The sequence below is a fragment of the Streptomyces sp. NPDC098789 genome (assembly GCF_044759975.1).
In the GTDB taxonomy this organism is placed as follows: Bacteria; Actinomycetota; Actinomycetes; order Streptomycetales; family Streptomycetaceae; genus Streptomyces.
This window is the reverse complement of sequence record NZ_JBIWAJ010000001.1, coordinates 89673-108440: the sequence shown is the minus strand read 5'-3', so window position 1 is coordinate 108440 and position 18768 is coordinate 89673. Positions and strand designations below refer to the sequence as shown.

At 71.3% G+C, this 18768-nt stretch carries 20 protein-coding genes; 4 read left to right on the top strand and 16 right to left on the bottom strand.

What is annotated here, in order from left to right:
- Positions 1-48: 48 nt before the first annotated feature.
- Positions 49-1665, bottom strand: coding sequence for an MDR family MFS transporter (locus ACIQWR_RS00560; RefSeq protein ID WP_399259774.1), 1617 nt, complete (start codon positions 1663-1665; stop codon positions 49-51).
- Positions 1666-1781: 116 nt separating this feature from the next.
- Here ACIQWR_RS00560 and ACIQWR_RS00555 point away from each other — a divergent pair, with 116 nt between their 5' ends.
- A complete protein-coding gene (locus ACIQWR_RS00555; RefSeq protein ID WP_404003779.1) occupies positions 1782-2357 on the top strand; it encodes a TetR/AcrR family transcriptional regulator in 576 nt (191 codons plus the stop codon).
- A 44-nt stretch (positions 2358-2401) separates the two neighbouring features.
- On the opposite strand, the gene ACIQWR_RS00550 is transcribed toward ACIQWR_RS00555, so the two are convergent.
- A complete protein-coding gene (locus ACIQWR_RS00550) occupies positions 2402-2821 on the bottom strand; it encodes a nuclear transport factor 2 family protein (RefSeq protein ID WP_404005000.1) in 420 nt (139 codons plus the stop codon).
- A 151-nt stretch (positions 2822-2972) separates the two neighbouring features.
- Here ACIQWR_RS00550 and ACIQWR_RS00545 point away from each other — a divergent pair, with 151 nt between their 5' ends.
- On the top strand, positions 2973-3530 hold the full coding sequence (locus ACIQWR_RS00545) for a TetR/AcrR family transcriptional regulator (RefSeq protein WP_404003777.1): 558 nt from the start codon (positions 2973-2975) through the stop codon (positions 3528-3530).
- A gap of 43 nt (positions 3531-3573) precedes the next feature.
- Here the strand turns inward: ACIQWR_RS00545 and ACIQWR_RS00540 are convergent, their stop codons facing one another.
- From ACIQWR_RS00540 to ACIQWR_RS00475, 14 genes are all read right to left on the bottom strand, one after another.
- Complete coding sequence (locus ACIQWR_RS00540; protein WP_404003776.1) at positions 3574-4287, bottom strand: OmpA family protein; 714 nt, start codon at positions 4285-4287, stop codon at positions 3574-3576.
- A 4-nt stretch (positions 4288-4291) separates the two neighbouring features.
- Entirely contained in the window at positions 4292-4882 is a 591-nt protein-coding gene (locus ACIQWR_RS00535; RefSeq protein ID WP_404003774.1) for a hypothetical protein, read from the bottom strand.
- Positions 4883-4910: 28 nt separating this feature from the next.
- Entirely contained in the window at positions 4911-5519 is a 609-nt protein-coding gene (locus ACIQWR_RS00530; protein ID WP_404003772.1) for a pilus assembly protein TadG-related protein, read from the bottom strand.
- Complete coding sequence (locus ACIQWR_RS00525) at positions 5516-5764, bottom strand: hypothetical protein (RefSeq protein ID WP_404003770.1); 249 nt, start codon at positions 5762-5764, stop codon at positions 5516-5518. The genes ACIQWR_RS00530 and ACIQWR_RS00525 overlap by 4 nt, the downstream gene beginning before the upstream one ends.
- 110 nt (positions 5765-5874) lie before the next feature.
- Positions 5875-6573 (bottom strand): response regulator, encoded by a 699-nt coding sequence (locus tag ACIQWR_RS00520; RefSeq protein WP_404003767.1) that lies wholly within the window; start codon positions 6571-6573, stop codon positions 5875-5877.
- The gene (locus ACIQWR_RS00515; protein WP_404003765.1) at positions 6570-7844 is read right to left on the bottom strand and encodes a sensor histidine kinase; all 1275 of its coding nucleotides are present in this window, start codon (positions 7842-7844) and stop codon (positions 6570-6572) included. Before ACIQWR_RS00515 ends, ACIQWR_RS00520 begins: the two co-directional genes overlap by 4 nt.
- Before the next feature lie 5 nt (positions 7845-7849).
- Positions 7850-8740 carry a DUF5936 domain-containing protein gene (locus tag ACIQWR_RS00510; RefSeq protein WP_404004999.1) on the bottom strand — a complete coding sequence of 297 codons (891 nt, stop codon included), beginning with the start codon at positions 8738-8740 and terminating at the stop codon, positions 7850-7852.
- A 91-nt stretch (positions 8741-8831) separates the two neighbouring features.
- The gene (locus ACIQWR_RS00505) at positions 8832-9770 is read right to left on the bottom strand and encodes a type II secretion system F family protein (RefSeq protein WP_404003762.1); all 939 of its coding nucleotides are present in this window, start codon (positions 9768-9770) and stop codon (positions 8832-8834) included.
- Positions 9767-11242, bottom strand: coding sequence for a CpaF family protein (locus tag ACIQWR_RS00500; RefSeq protein WP_404003760.1), 1476 nt, complete (start codon positions 11240-11242; stop codon positions 9767-9769). The genes ACIQWR_RS00505 and ACIQWR_RS00500 overlap by 4 nt, the downstream gene beginning before the upstream one ends.
- Positions 11239-11634, bottom strand: coding sequence for a TadE/TadG family type IV pilus assembly protein (locus ACIQWR_RS00495; protein WP_404003757.1), 396 nt, complete (start codon positions 11632-11634; stop codon positions 11239-11241). Before ACIQWR_RS00495 ends, ACIQWR_RS00500 begins: the two co-directional genes overlap by 4 nt.
- 56 nt (positions 11635-11690) lie before the next feature.
- The gene (locus tag ACIQWR_RS00490) at positions 11691-12020 is read right to left on the bottom strand and encodes a TadE/TadG family type IV pilus assembly protein (RefSeq protein WP_399259748.1); all 330 of its coding nucleotides are present in this window, start codon (positions 12018-12020) and stop codon (positions 11691-11693) included.
- A gap of 153 nt (positions 12021-12173) precedes the next feature.
- Positions 12174-13475, bottom strand: coding sequence for a CpaE family protein (locus ACIQWR_RS00485; RefSeq protein ID WP_404003754.1), 1302 nt, complete (start codon positions 13473-13475; stop codon positions 12174-12176).
- A 7-nt stretch (positions 13476-13482) separates the two neighbouring features.
- Positions 13483-14184 carry a Flp pilus assembly protein CpaB gene (gene cpaB, locus ACIQWR_RS00480; RefSeq protein WP_399259744.1) on the bottom strand — a complete coding sequence of 234 codons (702 nt, stop codon included), beginning with the start codon at positions 14182-14184 and terminating at the stop codon, positions 13483-13485.
- A 36-nt stretch (positions 14185-14220) separates the two neighbouring features.
- Positions 14221-15177 (bottom strand): hypothetical protein, encoded by a 957-nt coding sequence (locus ACIQWR_RS00475; RefSeq protein WP_404003751.1) that lies wholly within the window; start codon positions 15175-15177, stop codon positions 14221-14223.
- Positions 15178-15570: 393 nt separating this feature from the next.
- Between ACIQWR_RS00475 and ACIQWR_RS00470 the strand changes: the two genes are divergently transcribed.
- Positions 15571-17262, top strand: coding sequence for a chitinase (locus ACIQWR_RS00470; RefSeq protein ID WP_404003749.1), 1692 nt, complete (start codon positions 15571-15573; stop codon positions 17260-17262).
- A gap of 127 nt (positions 17263-17389) precedes the next feature.
- The gene (locus tag ACIQWR_RS00465; protein WP_404003747.1) at positions 17390-18733 is read left to right on the top strand and encodes a M14 family metallopeptidase; all 1344 of its coding nucleotides are present in this window, start codon (positions 17390-17392) and stop codon (positions 18731-18733) included.
- Positions 18734-18768 lie beyond the last annotated feature (35 nt).

Genomic DNA, 18768 nt, shown 5'->3' with positions numbered 1-18768 from the left:
GCCCCCGTGGATCCGTCCATCCACGGGGGCCGGGCGTCGCGGCAGGTGTCAGTGGGCCACGGAGGCCTGCGCGGCGGCCGCGGCCGCGGCGCCCTTGTCCGTGCCGGCGTCCTTGGCACCGCCGGCGGCGGGGCCGGCGCCGCGCAGCGGCACCTCCTTGACGAACCAGGCGGCGATGAAGCCGATCAGCGCGATGCTCGCGCCGAGCAGGAACGCGGAGTGCGTACCGGCGGCCACCGCGTGCTGGTACGCCTCGCGCACCACGGCCGGCAGCTGCGCCAGGTGCGCCGCGTCGAGCTGCGCGGAGCCGGACTTGGCGGCGGCGGCCGGGCCGAGCCGGTCGGTCATGGTCTGCGTGACCTGGCTGGTGAACAGCGAGCCCATCAGGGCCACGCCGAACGAGCCGCCGAGCGTGCGGAAGAGGGTCGCGGAGGAGGAGGCGACGCCCATGTCCTTCATCTCGACGCTGTTCTGCGCGACCAGCATGGTGATCTGCATCAGGAAGCCGAGGCCTGCGCCGAGGACCGCCATGTAGACGCCGGACATCAGGCGGCTGGTGCCGGTGTCCATCTGCGAGAGCAGGAACAGGCCGACGACCATCAGGGCGCCGCCCGCGATCGGGAACATCTTGTACTTGCCGCTGCTGGTGGTGACGCGGCCGGCGATCAGCGAGACGACCATCATCGACAGCAGCATGGGCAGGAGCAGCAGGCCCGAGTTGGTGGCCGAGGCGCCCTGGACGGACTGCTGGAAGAGCGGCAGGTAGAGCACGCCGCCGAACATCGCGAAGCCGGTCAGGAAGCCGATCACCGACATGAGGGTGAAGTTGCGGCTGCGGAAGATGTGCAGCGGCATGACCGGTTCGGCGGCGCGGGTCTCGACGAAGAGGAAGCCGGCGATGGAGACGATGCCGACGGCGATCAGGCCGATGATCTCGGCGGAGCCCCAGGAGTACTCCGTACCGCCCCAGGTGGTGACGAGGACGGTGGAGGTGATCGCGAGGGTGAGCAGGGCCGCGCCCAGGTAGTCGATCTTGCCCTGCGTCTTCTTCTTGGGCAGGTGCAGGACGGCGCTGACCATCGCGAGGGCGACGACGCCGAGCGGCAGGTTGATGTAGAAGGACCAGCGCCAGCCCCAGTGGTCGGTGATGGTGCCGCCGATCAGCGGACCGCCGATCATCGCGAGGGCCATGACGCCGGCCATCATGCCCTGGTACTTGCCGCGCTCGCGGGGCGGGATGAGGTCACCGATGATCGCCATGACGCCGACCATGAGGCCACCGGCGCCGAGCCCCTGGATCGCGCGGAAACCGATGAGCTCGCCCATGTTCTGGGCCATGCCGCTGAGCACGGAGCCGATCAGGAAGATCACGATGGAGGTGAGGAACGAGCCCTTGCGCCCGTACATGTCGCCGAGCTTGCCCCAGATGGGGGTGGAGGCGGCGGTGGCGAGGGTGTAGGCGGTGACCACCCAGGACAGGTGCTCCAGGCCGCCCAGCTCGCCGACGATGGTCGGCATCGCGGTGCCGATGATCATGTTGTCCAGCATCGCCAATAGCATGGCGATCATGAGCGCGAGCAGCACGACGCGCACGCTGCGCGGCTTGGCTCCGCCCTGGGGCGCCTCCGTCCCCGCTCCGGGCTCCGCCTGTGTCGTCTTGCTCATGTCCGTCCGCTCCCCGATGACACCCGGGCACTTACTTGCCGCCCGGCTAGTTCACTACACTGGGGAAACTAGACCCGTAACTAGCCGGGCGTCAAGTAAGTAATTGGAGCGTGCCCATGTCCAGCAGTCCGCAGCCGCGCCGTGGCAACACGCGCCAGCTCATCCAGGACGTCGCACTGGAGCTCTTCGCCGAGCAGGGGTACGAAAAGACGTCGCTGCGGGAGATCGCGGAGCGACTGGAGGTCACGAAGGCGGCGCTGTACTACCACTTCAAGACCAAGGAAGAGATCCTGATCAGCATCTTCGACGACACCACGCGTCCGATCGACGAGCTGATCGCGTGGGCCGGGGAGCAGCCGCGCACGCTGGTGACGAAGAAGGAGATGCTGCGCCGCTACAGCGAGGCGATGCTCTCCAGCCGCCAGCTCTACCGCTTCATGCAGGAGAACCAGGCGACGATGCGCGAGCTGAGCATCGGCGAGACCGTCAAGAAGCGGATGCTTCAGCTGGTCGACCTGCTGCGCACGGACGACGCCCCGTTGCCGAACCAGGTGCGCTGCGTCAGCGCGATCTTCACGCTGCACGCCGGAATGATGTTCCTCCAGCACGTGGAGGCCGACCCGGAGGAGACCCGGCTGGCCGCCCTGGAGGTGGCGATGGACCTGATCACGCGCGCCCACGAGGAGGGCTAGGACGGACGGGACGGCCAGGGCGGACGGCGCGGATCGCCCGGGCCTCAGCCGGCGTGCAGGCGACGTTCCGATTCCGCGATGGGGACGTCGTTGATGCTGGCCTCGCGGCGGCGCATCAGGCCGTTCGGGTCGAACTCCCACTGCTCGTTGCCGTGGCTGCGCCACCACTGACCGGCCGCGTCGTGCCACTCGTACGCGAAGCGCACGGAGATGCGGTTGTCGGTGTAGGCCCACAGCTCCTTGCGCAGGCGGTAGTCGAGCTCGCGGGTCCACTTGTCGGCGAGGAACTCCCTGATCTCGGCGCGGCCCGTGAGGAAGCGGTCGCGATTGCGCCAAACGGAGTCCTCGGTGTAGGCGAGGGCGACCCGGTCGGGGTCGCGGCTGTTCCAGGCGTCCTCGGCGGCCTGGACCTTGGCCAGGGCGGTCTCCCGCGTGAAGGGCGGCAGGGGCGGGCGCGGGGTGATGGGGCCGGGGCTACTGCCGGGGCTGGGGCTGGCAGTGGGGCTGGACGACGACATGGCGGGGCCTTTCGACGCTGCACGAGTGGAGAACGTACGTTCTCACCGTAGAGAACGGGCGTTCTCGCCGCAAGCGAAAGAGGGCTACGCTGCCCTCATGGACGACGAAGAGGCCCGGACCCGACTGCTGGACACGGCGGAGGAGCTGTTCTACGCCGAAGGCGTCCAGGCCGTGGGCATGGATCGCATCCGCACCGGTTCGGGGGTCCCGCTCAAACGGCTGTACCGGGTCTTCCCGGCCAAGGAAGCGCTGGTAGAGGCCTACTTGGACCGGCGCGACCAGCGGTGGATGACCAGCCTGCGGACCGCCGTGGCCGCGGCCGGACCGGAGCCGGCGGCCGCTGCGGCGGCCGTCTTCGACTGGCTGGCCGAGTGGTTCGCGGAGCCCGGCTTCCGGGGGTGCGCCTTCCTGAACGCGCACGGGGAGCTGGGCGCGGGTCCGGCCGGGGTGCGGGAGGTCGTACGGCGCCACAAGGCGCAGCTGCGGGAGCTGCTGGGCGAGGTGGCGGGCCCCGGGGCGACGGAGCTGGCGGACCGGTTGATGATCCTGGTCGAGGGCGCGACGGCGGTGGCGTCCCTGGACCCCGGCCCGGCCCCCGCCCTGCGGGCGCGCGACATGGCGGAACTCCTCCTGGTGCGGAGCGGGTCCCGCTAGTGCTGTGGGGTGGTGCGGGTGGTGCGGGTGGTGCCTGGTCGGGCTACTTGTCGCTGCCGCGCGGGAAGGTGATCTCCACGCGGCGGTTCTTCTTGCGGCCCTCTTCCGTGCCGTTGTCGGCGATGGGGTAGTCCTCGCTGTAACCGCGGATGTCGAAGACGACGGAGGCGTTGGTGACGGTCTTGGCCAGCTCGGTGTGCACGGCCTCGGCGCGCTGCTTGGAGAGTTCCAGGCCGTGCTCGTAACTGCCCTGGTCGTCGGTGAAGCCGAAGACGCGGACGCGGGTGGCCTTCTGCTGGTTGATCTCGTTGGCGATGGCCAGGATGCGGGCCGCGGCCTGGGCGTTGAAGACGGCGCTGTTCTCGGGGAAGAGGACCTCCGACTGGAGCGCCATCATGACGTTCTGGTTGGTCTCCTGCCGCCGCTGCTCGCCGCCGAGGTCCTCGACGACCTCGGCGATGTCGAGCACCTTGGCGGGGGCGAGCGTGCCGCCCTGCGGGATCTTGAGCCCGGGCGAGTTGGAGTCGATGGCCACGGGCGCGGCACTGGACGCCTCCGTCCCGGGGGGCGTGGTGCCGGTCGGCGTACCGCCGGGGCGCGGCGAGCCGGAGGGAGCGGCCCCGACGGGCGCGCCGGCCCTGTCGTCGGCGTGGGCGCTCGTCGCGCCGAGCAGGTGCCCCCCGGCGATGATCAGCGCGGAGACCGCGGTGGCGGCGGCTGCGCGGTGGCGGGCGTGTGGGCGTGAGCGTGTGGTCATGGGGTCACCCGGAGATTTTGATGGTGGCCGTGGCGAAGGTGGGGAGGCTGAAGTCGACCTGCGTCGTTCCCGCCGGCGGCACGGGGAACTGCGCGAAGAAGGGAACCGACTGGCCTGCGTCGATGATGGTCAGGCCGGTCGTGCAGAGGCAACGGCCCTCGGTGTCACGCAGTACGTAGTACCGCTTCTTGCCCGCCTTGTCGACGAGGGTGACACCGGCGACCGACACCCCACTACCGTTGAGCTCGTTGCCGCGCCACGCCGCGGTGCTGGTGAACGGCTTGGTCCCGGTGTTCTTCAACTGGCCGCTGACCGTGAGGAATCCGCCCGCGTCGCGCACGGCGGAGTTGATGGCCAGTGTCATGCCGAGCTCACCGTTCACCGTGGCGAGGATCTCGGTCGGAGTGGGGCTGGGGCTGTTGTTCGAAGGCTGCGCCGATGAAGGACCGCTCTGCGCCTTCCCTGCCGGCGGGCTGCTCTCCGCCGCCTTGGGCTTGTCGCTGCCTCCACCGCATCCGGCCACCGTGACCGCCAAGATGGCGGCAATGGCAACTGCCGTGCCCCCGCGGGTCTTCACCGTGTGCCGAGTGCTCATCTATGAAGCTTCCTTCTCTCGTTCACTGTCAGTTGACCAAGCGCACGTCGAACAGGCTCCTGGCCAGGATGCGCCACGGATCCGGATTCAACGGGTCGAACGTGATAACGGATCCGCCCGTGCAGCGGATCTCGACGGGATCCGGCTTGTCCGGCGAACCGCCGGCGCCGGAGGCAGGGGGGCCGAGCTGGCATCTGGGCTCGATCACAGCCGTGGCTGTCGCCGTCCCGTGCAGGCTCGACGTCCCGGGAATGACGGACCGCCCCACCGTCCCGTTCGTCCTCACCTGAACGGTGAAGCGGGGCATGGCCGACGTACAGGTCGACGACGCATCGTTCTGTGCGGCGAAGCCGGCTGCCGCACCACAAGCCCCCGCGGCATCGAACCAGTTCCCGTCGAGGATCTTCTTCCAGTCCTCGGGCTTGAGTTTCGTGAAGTCCAGCCCTGGGAGCAGGTGATCGCGCGCGTCACCTGCGGCGGCGAGGGCCGCCGCGTCGGCGGCACCCTGCGCGTTGCTGCGCGTGAGTGCCGCCTGCCCCACGGCGAAGAAGGCGAACGCGGCGAAGAGCATTCCTGCCACCACCACGATGTAGACGGGGAAAGCCTGCCCCTGGTCACCCGCCTTCTTCGGGATCACGTGCCGGCGGTCACCGCTGCGACAGCCGCAGCGATCCGGTTCGTAATGGCCTGCCCGATACCCGTGCCGATGATCGCCCCGATGATCACTACGACCACCAGGATGATGCCCAGGTACTCGAACGCCGTCTGGCCGCGGTCGGTCGTTGCGTAGCGCTTGCGGAGATTGGTCGTGGCCGTGTTCGTCCATCCGCTGACGCGGATCTTGGTCTGCACGGTGGCCTTCAGCAGCGTGCTGTGTGACATAGAGGGGCCCTCCCGGTCCGGTGCCGCTGTCGATTTGCGGACCGTACGGGGTGGGGGTGGGGGTGCCCAAGGGTCCCGGGGCCCAATTACGGACCCAATGCGCTCGGCGTCTACCCATGGCCGGTCACTCCTGGACGGGCGGTTCCCAGCCAGCGGGCTATGGCTTCGCTGCGGGTGGTGCTGTGGAGCTTCGCGAAGATGCGGTTGATGTGGTTCTTGACCGTCTTCTCGCTGATGAAGCAGGTGGCGGCGATCTGCTGGTTGCTCATCCCGGATGCGATCAGGTCCATCACCTCCACCTCCCTCGAACTCAGGCCGTATACCGCGTGGTTGTGGTGCTGCATAGAAGACTGTGCCACAACTCGTTGCGGTTGCGAAGCCCCCCGGAGGTCTGCGAGCAAGATGCTCGACGGGGTCGAGGTGAAGTTCGCGCGGCCCGCGTGGGCGTCGCGGACCGCCGACGTCAGCTGGTCCGGGGTGAATTCGCCGTGCACCAGATAGCCCGCCGCGCCCAACAGGAGGGATTCGCGGATGGTGTCGGACTCCCGGCTGTACGTCAGCATCAGGACGGGCGCCAGCCGGACCAGGTGCGGGAGGGCCGAGATGCCGTCCACGCCCGGCATCCGGACGTCCAGCAGGACCACGTCCGGGCGGTGGGTGCGGGTCAGTCGCAGGGCGCCGCGGCCGTCGGCGGCCTCCGCCACCACCTGGAGGTCCTCGTGGGTGGCCAGCAGGGCGGCCAGGCCCGCCCGGACGACCGGGTTGTCGTCCGCGATCAGGATGCGCAGCGCCGTGGTGGGGGGCGTCATCCGGCGCGCTCCCCCAGGAGCGCGGCCGGGGCCGGGAGCGTCAGGCGGACCTCCGTGCCCGACGGGGTGGCCCGGGCGATGGTCAGCTCCGCGCCGATCGCCGCCGCCCGTTCCCGCATGCCCAGCAGGCCGAAGTGGCCCGCCGATCGCAGGGCCGCGGGCGACGCGTCCACGGCGAAGCCGCGGCCGTCGTCCCGGACGGTGAGGGCGAACAGGTCACCGGTGACGGACGCCGTCACCGTCGTACGGGTCGCCCCCGCGTGGCGCCGGCCGTTCTCCAGGGCCTCGCAGACGACGGCCAGGAGGTGGCGGCGCACCCGCGCGGGGTAGTCGGGGAGGTCCGCCGGGGCCGACAGCGTGGCGCCGGCGAACGGGGCCGCGCAGCGGGCCAGTTCCTCGACCAGCGGGCCGGCCGGGGGCGCGGGGACCGTGTCGGTGCCGCGCAGTTCGCACAGCAGCTCGCGGGATTCCGCGGCCGCGCGGCGGGCCGCGTGGGCGATCAGGGCGGCCTGGCCCCGTACCGCCTCCGGGTCGGTGGTCCGGCCCAGCGCCTCGGCCGCCAGGGCCAGGCCGTGCAGGGTCTTGGACACCGAGTCGTGCATCTCCCGGGCCAGTCGGGCCCGTTCGTCGCGGACCGCCTCTGCCACCGCCAGCCGGGCCCGGGTCTCGGTCAGGGCCCGGCTCGCCTCGCCGACCCGCAGCAGCAGGCCGCGCAGGCTGGAGCCGGCCGCGCCCGCGAGCAGGCACAGGGTGGCCAGCAGGTACGCCGCCGGCACGTGGTGCGCCAGCGCGGCCACGGCCACCGCCTGGAAGGCGGCGTACAGGGCCGAACCGCGCCACCCCTGGACCAGGCCGGCCAGCAGCGGGGTGCACACCGAGACGAAGCCGAGCGGGGACTCGGGGCCCGCGGTGACCAGCAGCAGGGCGCTGAAGGTCATGTCCACCGCGAGCAGCCAGGGGTGGCGCAGCAGCAGCGGGCCGAAGCGCTCCCAGTCGCGGAAGAGGGCGTACGAGAACATGAAGACGGTCAGCAGCGCCCCCGAGACCAGCCAGAGCGGCAGGCCGGGCGCGGTGTGGGTGAGCGCGAGCGGGGCGCCGAGGGCGATCATCACCAGCCGGAAGGCGAAGACCTGGCGGCACAGGGCCTGGAGGGCGTTCGCCTGGAGGGGGAGGGCGACCGGCACCGCGGACGCCGCCGGCGCGGCTCGGCGCGCGTACCCGAGGCGCGGTGCGCGTCCGCTCCCCGGCCCCGTGAAGGACAGTGCGGCCATCGTCGTCAGCCACCCCCCAGGATCGCGCCGAAGTCGACGTTCGCGCCGTAGACGAAGCCGCAGACCAGCAGGATCAGTGTGCCGGGCAGCATGAACATGGTGACCGCGAAGGTCGCCTTGGGGACCGCGCGGGCCGCCCGGCGCCGGGCGTTCTGGGCGTCGGTGCGGCGCATGTCCTCGGCGATCGCGATCAGCGTGTCGACGATGGGCGAGCCCAGTTCCTCGCCCTGTTGGAGCGCGGTGACGAACTGCGCCACCTGCTCGGAGTCGTTGCGCCGGCGCAGTTCGTCGAAGGCCTGGCGGCGGCTGACGCCCATGTTCATCTGCTGGAGGGTGATGCGGACCTCGTCGGCCCAGGGGCCCTCGTACTTGTCCGCGACCCGCTCCAGCGCCTGCCGGAAGCCGAGCCCGGCGCTCACCACGACGGCGAGCACGTCGAGGAAGTCGGGCAGGATCCGTTCGATGTGCTCGCGCCGGACCCGGATCGCCGACCACAGGCCGAACTCGATCCAGAACAGCCCGAACGCGACCATCAGCAGCGCCGCGACCAGCTGGCCGTTGATCAGCATCGCGAAGGCGCCGAGCGCGCCGAGGGCGCCGTACACCGCGCGCCGCGCCGCGTAGCGGTCGATGGTCAGACCGGCCGGATTTCCCGCCATGTCGATCTGGCGGCGCTTGCGGGCCACCCGGTCCCGGCCCATCAGGCGCAGCACCAGCGGCGCCCAGCGGATGCCGAGCCGGTCGATGAGGGAGCCGACGGCGGTGGTGCGCGAGGCGCCGACCTCCAGGGCGAGGGCCAGGTCGCTGGGGAGCTTGGTGTCGGCGCGGTAGAGGCGCAGTCCGTGGAAGGCGCCGAAGACGGACAGGCCGACGACCAGGGCCAGTACGGGCCCCAGCCATCCGCCGGTCGCCACCACTGCGGCCAGCGCACCGGAACCGGAACCGGAACCGATGACGGCGGTCATGGAGAGTGTCATCCGGCGGCCCTCACACGTCGATCTTGGACAGGCGGCGGATGAGGACGAAGCCCAGGGCGAAGAGGCCGAGCGCGACGAGCACCGCGGTCTGTCCGATGAACGCGCCGGTCATCCGGTCCAGCGCGCCCGGCATCATCGCGTCCACCAGGAGCAGCGAGGCCAGTCCGATCGCGGGCACCAGGTAGGCGGTGACCGTGACCTGCGAGAGCTGCGTACGGATCTCGCGCCGCGTCTCCTTGCGCTGCTCCAGGGTCACCGTCAGGTTGCGCAGGCTCCCCACGATCGCGCCGCCCGCGCGGGCGGAGAGCACCAGCGTGGACACCAGGACGACGAGCTCGCGCGAGGGCAGCCGCTCGGCGATCTCCCCCAGTGCCTCCTCGATGGAGTGCCCGATCGCCAACCGGTCTGCGACGCGCGAGAGTTCCTCGCCCGCGGGGGCCTCCAGCTCCTCGGCGGCGATGCCGATGGCGGTGCGCAGGGCGAGGCCGGCCTGGGTGGCGTTGGCCAGGATCCGGGCCAGCTCGGGGAGCTGGTTGATGAAGCGTTCCGTGCGCCGGGCCCGCTGCCAGTTCAGGAAGGCGTTGCCCGCCCAGATGCCGATCAGGCCCGCGACCGGGCCGAAGAAGGGCGCGAGGAAGGCGGCGGACAGCAGCCAGACCCCGGCGACGGCGGCCAGCACGTACACGAGGAACTCGCCCGGGGTCAGGTCGAGTCCGGTGGTGGCGAGCTTCTGCTCGATCCGGCGGCCGAAGGAGGTCGTGCGCAGTCTGCGGTCGAGGGTCGGGAAGCGGCGCCTGCGGCCGCCGGGCGGGGGCTCGCCGCTCGCCGTGAGCCGTTCGACGAGGGCCGCGCGCTGGGCGCGTCCGGCGGCGTACGCGTGTGCGCCGAGGACGACGAGCAGGCCGGCCAGCAGGGTGGCTCCGAGGGTGAGGAGCACGAGAGCGTTCACAGGATGGTCCGGGGGTCGAGCGGATCGAGCGGATCGTGGGGGTACGGCGGCTGGAGCGCCGCCGGGTGGGGCGGCTGGTGCGCCTCGAACTGCGGCTGGTGCGCCTGGTACGGGGGTTGGTGCGGCTGGTACGGCGGCTGGTGCGCCTCGTAGGGCTGGCCGGCGCCGGTCGTCGCGACGCCGAAGGCCTGCGGGACCGGCTGGTTGTTCATGTACAGCCGGTCCGCGATCCGGCGCGGCAGGGGGCGGTACTCGAAGTAGCCGAGGACGCGGCCGTCGGGCCCCGGGGGCTGGGCGGCGTAGCGGCACACCGTGGTGATCCGGAACGGTTCGCGGCCGTGCGAGTCGAGGATGGAGATCTCGGTGATCCGGCGGGAGCCGTCGCCGAAGCGGGTCAGCTGGACGATGACGTTGACGGCGCTGTTGATCTGGTCCTGGAGCGCCTCGAAGGGGATCTCGACCTCCGACATGGACGCGAGGGTCTGCAGGCGCATCAGGGCGTCCTCGGAGCTGTTCGCGTGGACGGTGGCGAGCGAGCCGTCGTGGCCGGTGGACATGGCCTGGAGCATGTCGAGGGTCTCGCCGCCGCGGACCTCGCCGACGATGATGCGGTCGGGGCGCATGCGCAGGGAGTTGCGGACGAGGTCGCGGATGGTGATGCGGCCCTTGCCCTCGACGTTCGCCGGGCGCGTTTCGAGGCGGATCACGTGCGGCTGCTGGAGCTGGAGTTCGGCGGAGTCCTCGATGGTGATGATGCGCTCGCCCTCCGGGATCAGCCCCGAGAGGGCGTTGAGGAGGGTGGTCTTGCCGGTGCCGGTGGCGCCGGAGACGATCACGTTCATCTTCGCCTGCACCAGCCCGGAGAGCAGCAGCAGCATCTGCTCGTCGAGCGAGCCGAGGCCGATCATCTCGTGCAGGGTGAAGGCGCGCGGGAAGCGGCGGATGGTGAGGGTCGCGCCGGTCAGTGACAGCGGCGGGATGATGACGTTGACGCGTTCGCCGCTGGGCAGCCGCGCGTCGACCATCGGATTGGCCTCGTCCACGCGGCGGTTGACGGTGGAGACGATCCGCTCGATGGTCTGCATGAGCTGGTCGTGGGAGGCGAAGCGGAGCGGGAGCTGCTCGACCCGGCCGCCGCGCTCGACGAAGATCTGGTCGGGTCCGTTGACCATGATCTCGGAGATGGAGGGGTCTTCGAGGAGCGGTTCGAGCACGCCGAGACCGAGGGCCTCGTCGACGACCCGGCGGATCAGCTGGGCGCGCTCGGCGGTGGACAGGACCGGGCCTTCGCGGCTGATGATGTGCCCGAGCACGCGCTCCAGGCGCGCCCGGCGCTCGGCGGGCGCGAGCGCGGACATCTCGGCGAGGTCGATCTCCTCCAGCAGTTTGGCGCGGTACGCGGAGACCAGACGGCCGTCCTCGCGCGGGCCGTGCCGGTCGTCGGGGGTGTTGACCCGGGAACGCAGGCTCATGGTCCGGTCACCTTCGGGTCGTCGTTGGGCATGATCGCGGTGCGGGTGGCGTCGGGCACGCTCAGTCCCGGGACGATGGAATTGACGGAGATCGTCACCGTCACCGTCACGGCGTCGGCGTTCTTCGAGACCACGACCCGCGCGCGCGAGGCCAGGCCGCCGCTGATCGCGGCCCGGCCCGCCGCTTCGCCGCCCTCGCCGTAACGGGCTTCCACGCGGGCGGCCGTACGGGCCGCGGTGTCGGCCTGTTCGTGGACGTAGCCGATCCAGCCCAGCTGGATCCCGCAGAGCCCGACGAAGAGCACGATGGGGACGAAACCGATGTACTCCAGGGCCACTTGCCCCCGGTCGCCGCGGAGCCCGCGCCCCGCGCCCCTCCCTGCGAACCTCATCCCGTTCCTCCGCACCGCGTTCCTCCGCACCGCGTCCCTCCGCACCGCGTCCCTCCTCACCGCGCGCTCTCCTTGGCCGATCCGCCCTCGCCGACGATGGGCACCCCGATGTTCAACCCCGGGTAGAGCACGGGGAGGTTGAGCGTGACGGTCGCCTTGTAGAGGTCCCCGGAGGTCCGGCAGCTGGAGGTCATCCGCCAGGCGCCGCCGATGTGCCGCCCCGCGGCCGCCGCGCAGGCGCCGTCGCCGCGGGCCGCGCCCGCGCGCGCCGCCTCGTCCGCCGCGTTGCCCGCGAGGGAGAAGGCGTAGCCGATCAGCACGCACTCCCACACCGCGACCACCAGCAGCAGGATCAGCGGCACCGTCCCCAGGAACTCGATGGCCACCTGACCTCGGTCGCCCCGGCAGCGATCCACCGGCCCGCGCTCACCCCGGCAGCGGTCCACCTGCCCGCGGTACCCGCGCCCGCCGCCGCCCGGCCCCCCGGTCCCCCGCCCGCGGACCGCGCTACGTCGTGCACGCCCCCCGGCGCGCACCCCTCAGCCCTCCCCGGCCCGGCGCCGCCACGGGCCCACCGCGCCGCGGTCGCCGCCGCGCAGCCGGGCCACCGGTCCGCCCGCGCGCACCGCGAGGGCGCCGCCGGTCGTCGGCGGCGGCTCGTCGGCGTCCGGGGCGGCGAGCAGGCCCAGCTCCCCGGCCAGGGTCCACAGGGCCTGCTTGACGGTGGAGCGGTTGTCGAGGTCCTGGACGCGGCCCGCGTCCACGACGGCCTGGAGCTCCTTGAAGGCCGCGGGGACCGGGGTCCGGGTGGCCCGGGTCTTGGTGATCTTCTGGATGAGCGAGGGCTGTATCTCGGTGTGCTTGGTCCAGCGGTTGACGACCAGGGAGGTCTCCTCCGCCTTGCGGATCTGGAGCCGTTCCCACATCCGCACCATCCGCTTGGCGGCGCGTACGGCGACCACGTCCGGCGTGGTGACCAGGACCGCCACGTCCGCGCTCTCCACGGCGGTGGCGCTGGCGCCGGTCAGTTGGGTGCCGCAGTCGATGACGACGAGGTCGTAGCGTCCGCGCAGGGCGGCGATGACCTGGCGGGCGGCCCGCTCGTCGACCTCCTCGCCGCGCTCCCCCTCGCCGGGGGCCAGCAGCAGGGCGAGGCCGGTGCGGTCGTCGTACACCGCGTCCTGGAGCACCCGGGGCGAGATGTCCTGGATCCCGGCGAGGTCGGCGATGGAGCGCCGGAACTGCACGTCGAGGTAGGAGCCCACGTCCCCGGCCTGGAGGTCCATGTCGACCAGGGCGGTGCGCCGCCCGGCGGCCGCCGCGGCCAGCGCGAACTGGACGGCGGTGAAGGTGGCGCCCACCCCGCCCTTGGCTCCGGTGACCGTGACCACGCGGCCGCCGGGGCCGGGCAGGACGTCGGGGCCGCGGCCCAGGTGGCGGCGTACGCCCACGGACCACTGGGCGGCGGCCTGGACGCGGGCGGCGAGTTCCTCGTAGGCCAGCGGCAGCCCGATCAGGCCGCGCGCGCCGGAGTCCATGGCCGCGGAGAAGAGGCCGGGGCCGGCTCCGGAGCTGACCAGGATGACGCCGACGGCCGGGAAGCGCAGGGCGACGTCGCGGATGAGCTCCAGGGCCGGGACGGGGCCGATCCGCTCGTGGACCAGCACCACCTCGGGCAGTTCGTCGAGGGATTCCGCGGCCAGCCGGGCCAGGGTGTCCAGGAGCGAGGTGGAGTCCGGCACCGGGGCGGCCGGTTCCGCCTCGGGGAGCTGGCTGAGCAGGGTGATGATGGAGCGGGCGGCCTCCGGGTCACCGACCGCAGGGAGGATTCGGGTGGTCATCCGGGCCTCACTTGTCCCCGTCGAGGGTGTACGTGCGATCGCTCGGGGCGGGCGCCGATTCGGCGCCGGGGGCCACGAGGGCCAGGCGGACGTGCGCCGCGAAGGACTCGGCGTAGGCGACGCGCTGGGTGTCCTTGGTGTTCAGGGCGAAGGTGATCGGCACGACCTCGGCCGGTCCGGTGCGGCTGCTGTCCTTGTCGAGGGAGGTCAGCTTGCCGACGTTGATGACGCGGGCGTTGGCCACGATGATCACCGAGCGGGCGGGATCGTTGTCCTTGGCCCCCTTGAAGGTGGCGATGATGTTGACCTTGGCACCGGAGTAGATCTTTCCGGCCACTCCGGTCGCCGCGTCGATCATGATGGCGATCTCCTGCTCACCGGGTTGGAGCTGCGGCTTGTCGACGACCATGTCGCTCTGGAGCAGGGAGCCCTTGCGCAGGGTGGTGAGCGCGATCTTGTCCCGGACGGCGCCCAGGTCGGTGATCGCGGTCGTCGAGAGCCAGCGCTTGGGCATCTTGATCTCCTCGAACTGGCCCGCGTTCAGCGGGCTGTACGGGGCTATGTCGCCCTTGGCCCGGTACGCCACGACCTCGGGGCCGACCTTCGAGTTGACGTCGCCGATCACCATCAGCACCCCGGCGATGGCGCCGAGGGCGCACAGGACCGACAGGAGCAGCAGGATGACGCCGCGGCGCTGGCGTGAGTTCATGGCCGGGACTACCTCGTCGTTCTTCGTTCGGGCCGGTCAGGATCTGGGACGGGACGCGGGGCCGCCCGCGGAGCGGGCTCCGGGGACGGTGGTGGACGGTGCGGCGGCGGGCGGTGCGGCGGCGGGCGGTGCGGCGGCGGGCGCGACGAGCGGGGCGGCGCAGAATCCGCAGCGGTCGCCGATGAGTTCGGCCCCGCACCAGCGGCACTGCTCGCGGCGGACGGAGGCGACCAGCTGGTAGAGCATGGCGATGTCGGGGATGGCCGCGGCGAACTCGACGAGCTTGCCGGTGGCCCACCAGGCGGGCGAGTCGGCGGGCAGCGGGTTCTCCATCACCCCTTGGACCTGCCAGGCGGGGGCGAGTTCGGCGGTGACCCAGTCGGAGGCGAGCTGACCGCGGGCGAAGGTGAGGTGCGTGGCGAAGCCGGGCCCGGGGGGCATGACGACTCCCCCGGCGCCGTGCGCCCCGCCGCCCCCGCCCGAACCACCGAGCTTGACCAGGTGGGGCTCGGGGTTGGCCAGTACGGCGAACTGGGCGTTCGGACTCCAGGACCTGGCGTGCGCCTTGAGGCCGACCGGCACCCGGTCGAGCTTGGCCACGCTGCCCAGGAGGGCGCCCGCGTAGATGTAGTGGGAGAGCAGCCGAGCGGCGGACGCAATGATTCCGGGACTAAAATCGCACACGCTCAGCTGGCGCAGCTGACGCACCAGCAGGGCGGTCGCCAGCGGCGGCAGATCGGTGCCGATGAGCGCGATCCGGTCGCTTTCCAGGATGGCCCGTACGGTGTGCAGCCGACGGACCGTGGCGGCCGGCAACCAGGACGGAACGACGGCCACGACGTGCCCGTGACGCTCCAACAGGGCCGTGGTTTCGGCGAGCGCGCCCTCCAGGTCCAGCTGCTCCGGCGGGTGCAGCACGACGCCCGCCGGGGTGTGCCGGTCGGGGGCGGGCAGCACCAGATCGGCACTGGTGACAGCGATGGCGGTCGGCACGCGAATCCCCCTGTTCACCCCGTGCGCCACGGACGTTCACGGGTCCGGCGCGTCCGCGCGCATGCTGCGCGACCGCAAACGACCGACGCGTTTCCCTCCTGCTCCAGCACCATATCCGCGTCCTCCCTGGCGGGGCAGGGGCTTGTCGATTCCCGTGCCGCGGGCACGTGTCACAGGTGGCTGGAAACCGGGACAACAAGGAACTGACGACTGGCCAATTCCGGCCACATCGCAAAGACCCTTGACATGGAGATTGGTCTGGACCAACTTGGCTACCACCTTTGACGCCAACGCGACGACGGGGCACCCCACTTGCCCCGCCCCCGTCGCTCCCCCTCGCCTTCCCCCATCCCCGCCGTCCCACTCCCCCCACCGGAGTCCTCCGTGAAACGCATGCGCACACTCGCCCTGCTGGGCGCCACCACCCTCACGGCAGCCGGGCTCACGGCCCTCGCCGCCGGCACCGCACAGGCCGCCGATGTGAACGTCGCCCGCAACGGCGGCTTCGAGTCCGGGCTGTCCAACTGGAGCTGTACGGGCTCCAGCGGCGCGGCCGTCGCCTCCCCCGTCTTCGCCGGGACCGGCGCCCTCAAGGCCACCCCGGCGGGCCAGGACAACGCCCAGTGCAGCCAGAGCGTCACGGTCAAGCCGAACTCGACCTACACCCTGAGCACGCAGGTCCAGGGCTCGTACGTCTACCTCGGCGCGACCGGCACCGGCACCCAGGACGTCTCCACCTGGACCCCCGGCTCGGGCTCCGGCTGGCAGAAGCTGTCCACCACCTTCACCACGGGCCCGAACACCACCCAGGTCACCGTCTGGACCCACGGCTGGTACGGCCAGAGCGCCTACTACGCCGACGACTTCAGCGTCTTCGGCCCCGACGGGGGCGGCGGCACCGATCCGGGGCCCTCGGTCCCCGGCGCCCCGGCCGGCCTCGCGGTTTCCGGCCAGAGCCAGAACGCGCTCACCCTTTCGTGGGGCGCGGTCAGCGGCGCGACCGGCTACTACGTCTACCAGGACGGCGTGCGGGTCAAGACGGTCACCGGGGCCACCTCGGCCCAGCTCCAGAACCTGGCCGCGTCCACGACGTACTCCCTCCAGGTGAGCGCGTACAACCAGGCGGGCGAGGGCCCGCGCTCGGCGCCCGTGAGCGGCACCACGACCGGCGGCGGGGGCGACCCCGGCCCGAACCCGTCCGTGCCCAAGCACGCACTGACCGGCTACTGGCAGAACTTCAACAACGGCGCGACCGTCCAGAAGCTCTCCGACGTCCAGGCGCAGTACGACATCATCGCGGTGTCCTTCGCCGACGCCACCTCCACGCCCGGCGCCATCTCCTTCAACCTCGACTCGGCCGGCCTCGGCGGCTACACGGTCGCGCAGTTCAAGGCCGACCTGGCCGCGAAGAAGGCGGCCGGGAAGTCGGTCGTCCTCTCGATCGGCGGCGAGAAGGGCACGATCTCGGTCAACGACTCCGCCTCGGCGAACAACCTGGCGAACTCGGCCTACGCCCTGATGCAGGAGTACGGCTTCAGCGGGATCGACATCGACCTGGAGAACGGCCTCAACCCGACCTACATGACCCAGGCACTGCGCTCCCTGGCACAGAAGGCCGGCCCGTCCTTCGTCCTCACCATGGCCCCGCAGACCATCGACATGCAGTCGACGCAGGGCGGCTACTTCAAGACGGCGCTCGCGGTCAAGGACATCCTCACCGTCGTCAACATGCAGTACTACAACAGCGGCGCGATGCTCGGCTGCGACGGCAAGGTCTACTCGCAGGGCTCGGTGGACTTCCTCACCGCGCTGGCCTGCATCCAGCTGGAGGGCGGGCTCGCCCCCTCGCAGGTGGGCCTGGGCGTGCCGGCCTCGCCCAGCGGCGCGGGCAGCGGCTACGTCTCGCCGACCGTCGTGAACAACGCGCTGGACTGCCTGGCCAAGGGCACGAACTGCGGGTCCTTCAAGCCGTCCAAGACCTACCCGGGCCTGCGCGGCGCGATGACCTGGTCGACCAACTGGGACGCAAAAGCGGGTAGCGCTTGGTCCAACGCGGTGGGTCCGCACGTGCACGGCCTGCCGTAGCGGGTACCTGTGGGGGTGGCCGGATCCCGGCTCATGACCGGATACCGACTCTTGACCTGGACATGCCACGGGCGGACGCTGTGCGCGTCCGCACGGCTACCCCCACACTCCCCACCCAGGAGAACGCATGCGGCTCCACGCCCGCCGAAGGGCCGCCGTCACGGCGGCCCTGCTGGCGCTCGCGCTCGGCGCACCCGCCTACGGCATGAGCGCGGCCACGGCCTCGCCCCCGCCCACCCCCTCCACCCAGACCCAGGACGAGGCGATCGTCCAGTACCGCATCCACGGCCCCTCCTCGGCCGCCGACCGTACGGCGCTGCTCGCGACCGGCGTGTCGATCGACGAGGTCGACGACCACACCGTCGTCGTCAGCGCCGACCCGATGCAGGCCAAGGCCCTGCGCGCACGCGGCTACGAGCTGACCGCGCTGGCCGGGCCGCCGGACCGCTCGCTGCCCGGCATCGCCGCCGCCCCCTTCGACTTCCCCTCGGCCGACTCCAGGTACCACAACTACGCCGAGGCCACGGCGGAGATCAACCAGGACATCGCGGCCTATCCCTCGATCATGAGCAAGAAGGTCATCGGAAAGTCCTACGAGGGCCGGGACATCATCGCCATCAAGATCAGCGACAACGTCGCGACCGACGAGAACGAGCCCGAGGTGCTCTTCACCGCGCACCAGCACGCGCGCGAGCACCTCACCGTCGAGATGGCCCTGTACCTGCTCAAGGAGTTCGGGTCCAAGTACGGCACCGACCCCCGGATCACCAGCATGGTCAACGGCCGCGAGATCTGGGTCGTGCCGGACCTCAACCCCGACGGCGGCGAGTACGACATCGCCTCCGGCTCCTACCGGTCCTGGCGCAAGAACCGGCAGCCCAACTCCGGCTCCTCCGCCATCGGCACCGACGAGAACCGCAACTGGAACTACAAGTGGGGCTGCTGCGGCGGCTCCTCCAGCAGCAAGGGCTCCGAGACCTACCGTGGCGCGGCGGCCGAGTCGGCGCCCGAGGTCAAGGTGGTCGCGGACTTCGTGCGCAGCCGGATCGTCGGCGGCAAGCAGCAGATCAAGGCGTCCATCGACTTCCACACCTACAGCCAGCTGGTCCTGTGGCCGTACGGCTGGACCTACAACGACACCGCCCCGGGCCTGACGGCGGACGACCTCGCGGTCTACAAGAAGATCGGCACCAGCATGGCCGCGAGCAACGGCTACACCCCCGAGCAGTCGAGCGACCTGTACATCACGGACGGGACGATCGACGACTGGCTGTGGGGCTCGCAGAAGATCTTCACCTACACCTTCGAGATGTACCCCGGCGAGTCCGGCAGCGGCGGCGGGTTCTACCCGCCCGACGAGGTCATCGACCGCGAGACCGCGCGCAACAAGGACGCGGTGCTCCAACTCCTGGAGAACGCCGACTGCATGTACCGCTCGATCGGCAAGGCCGCGCAGTACTGCACCGCGTAGCACTTCCTGACACCGCGTAGAACGCACCCAGCGGT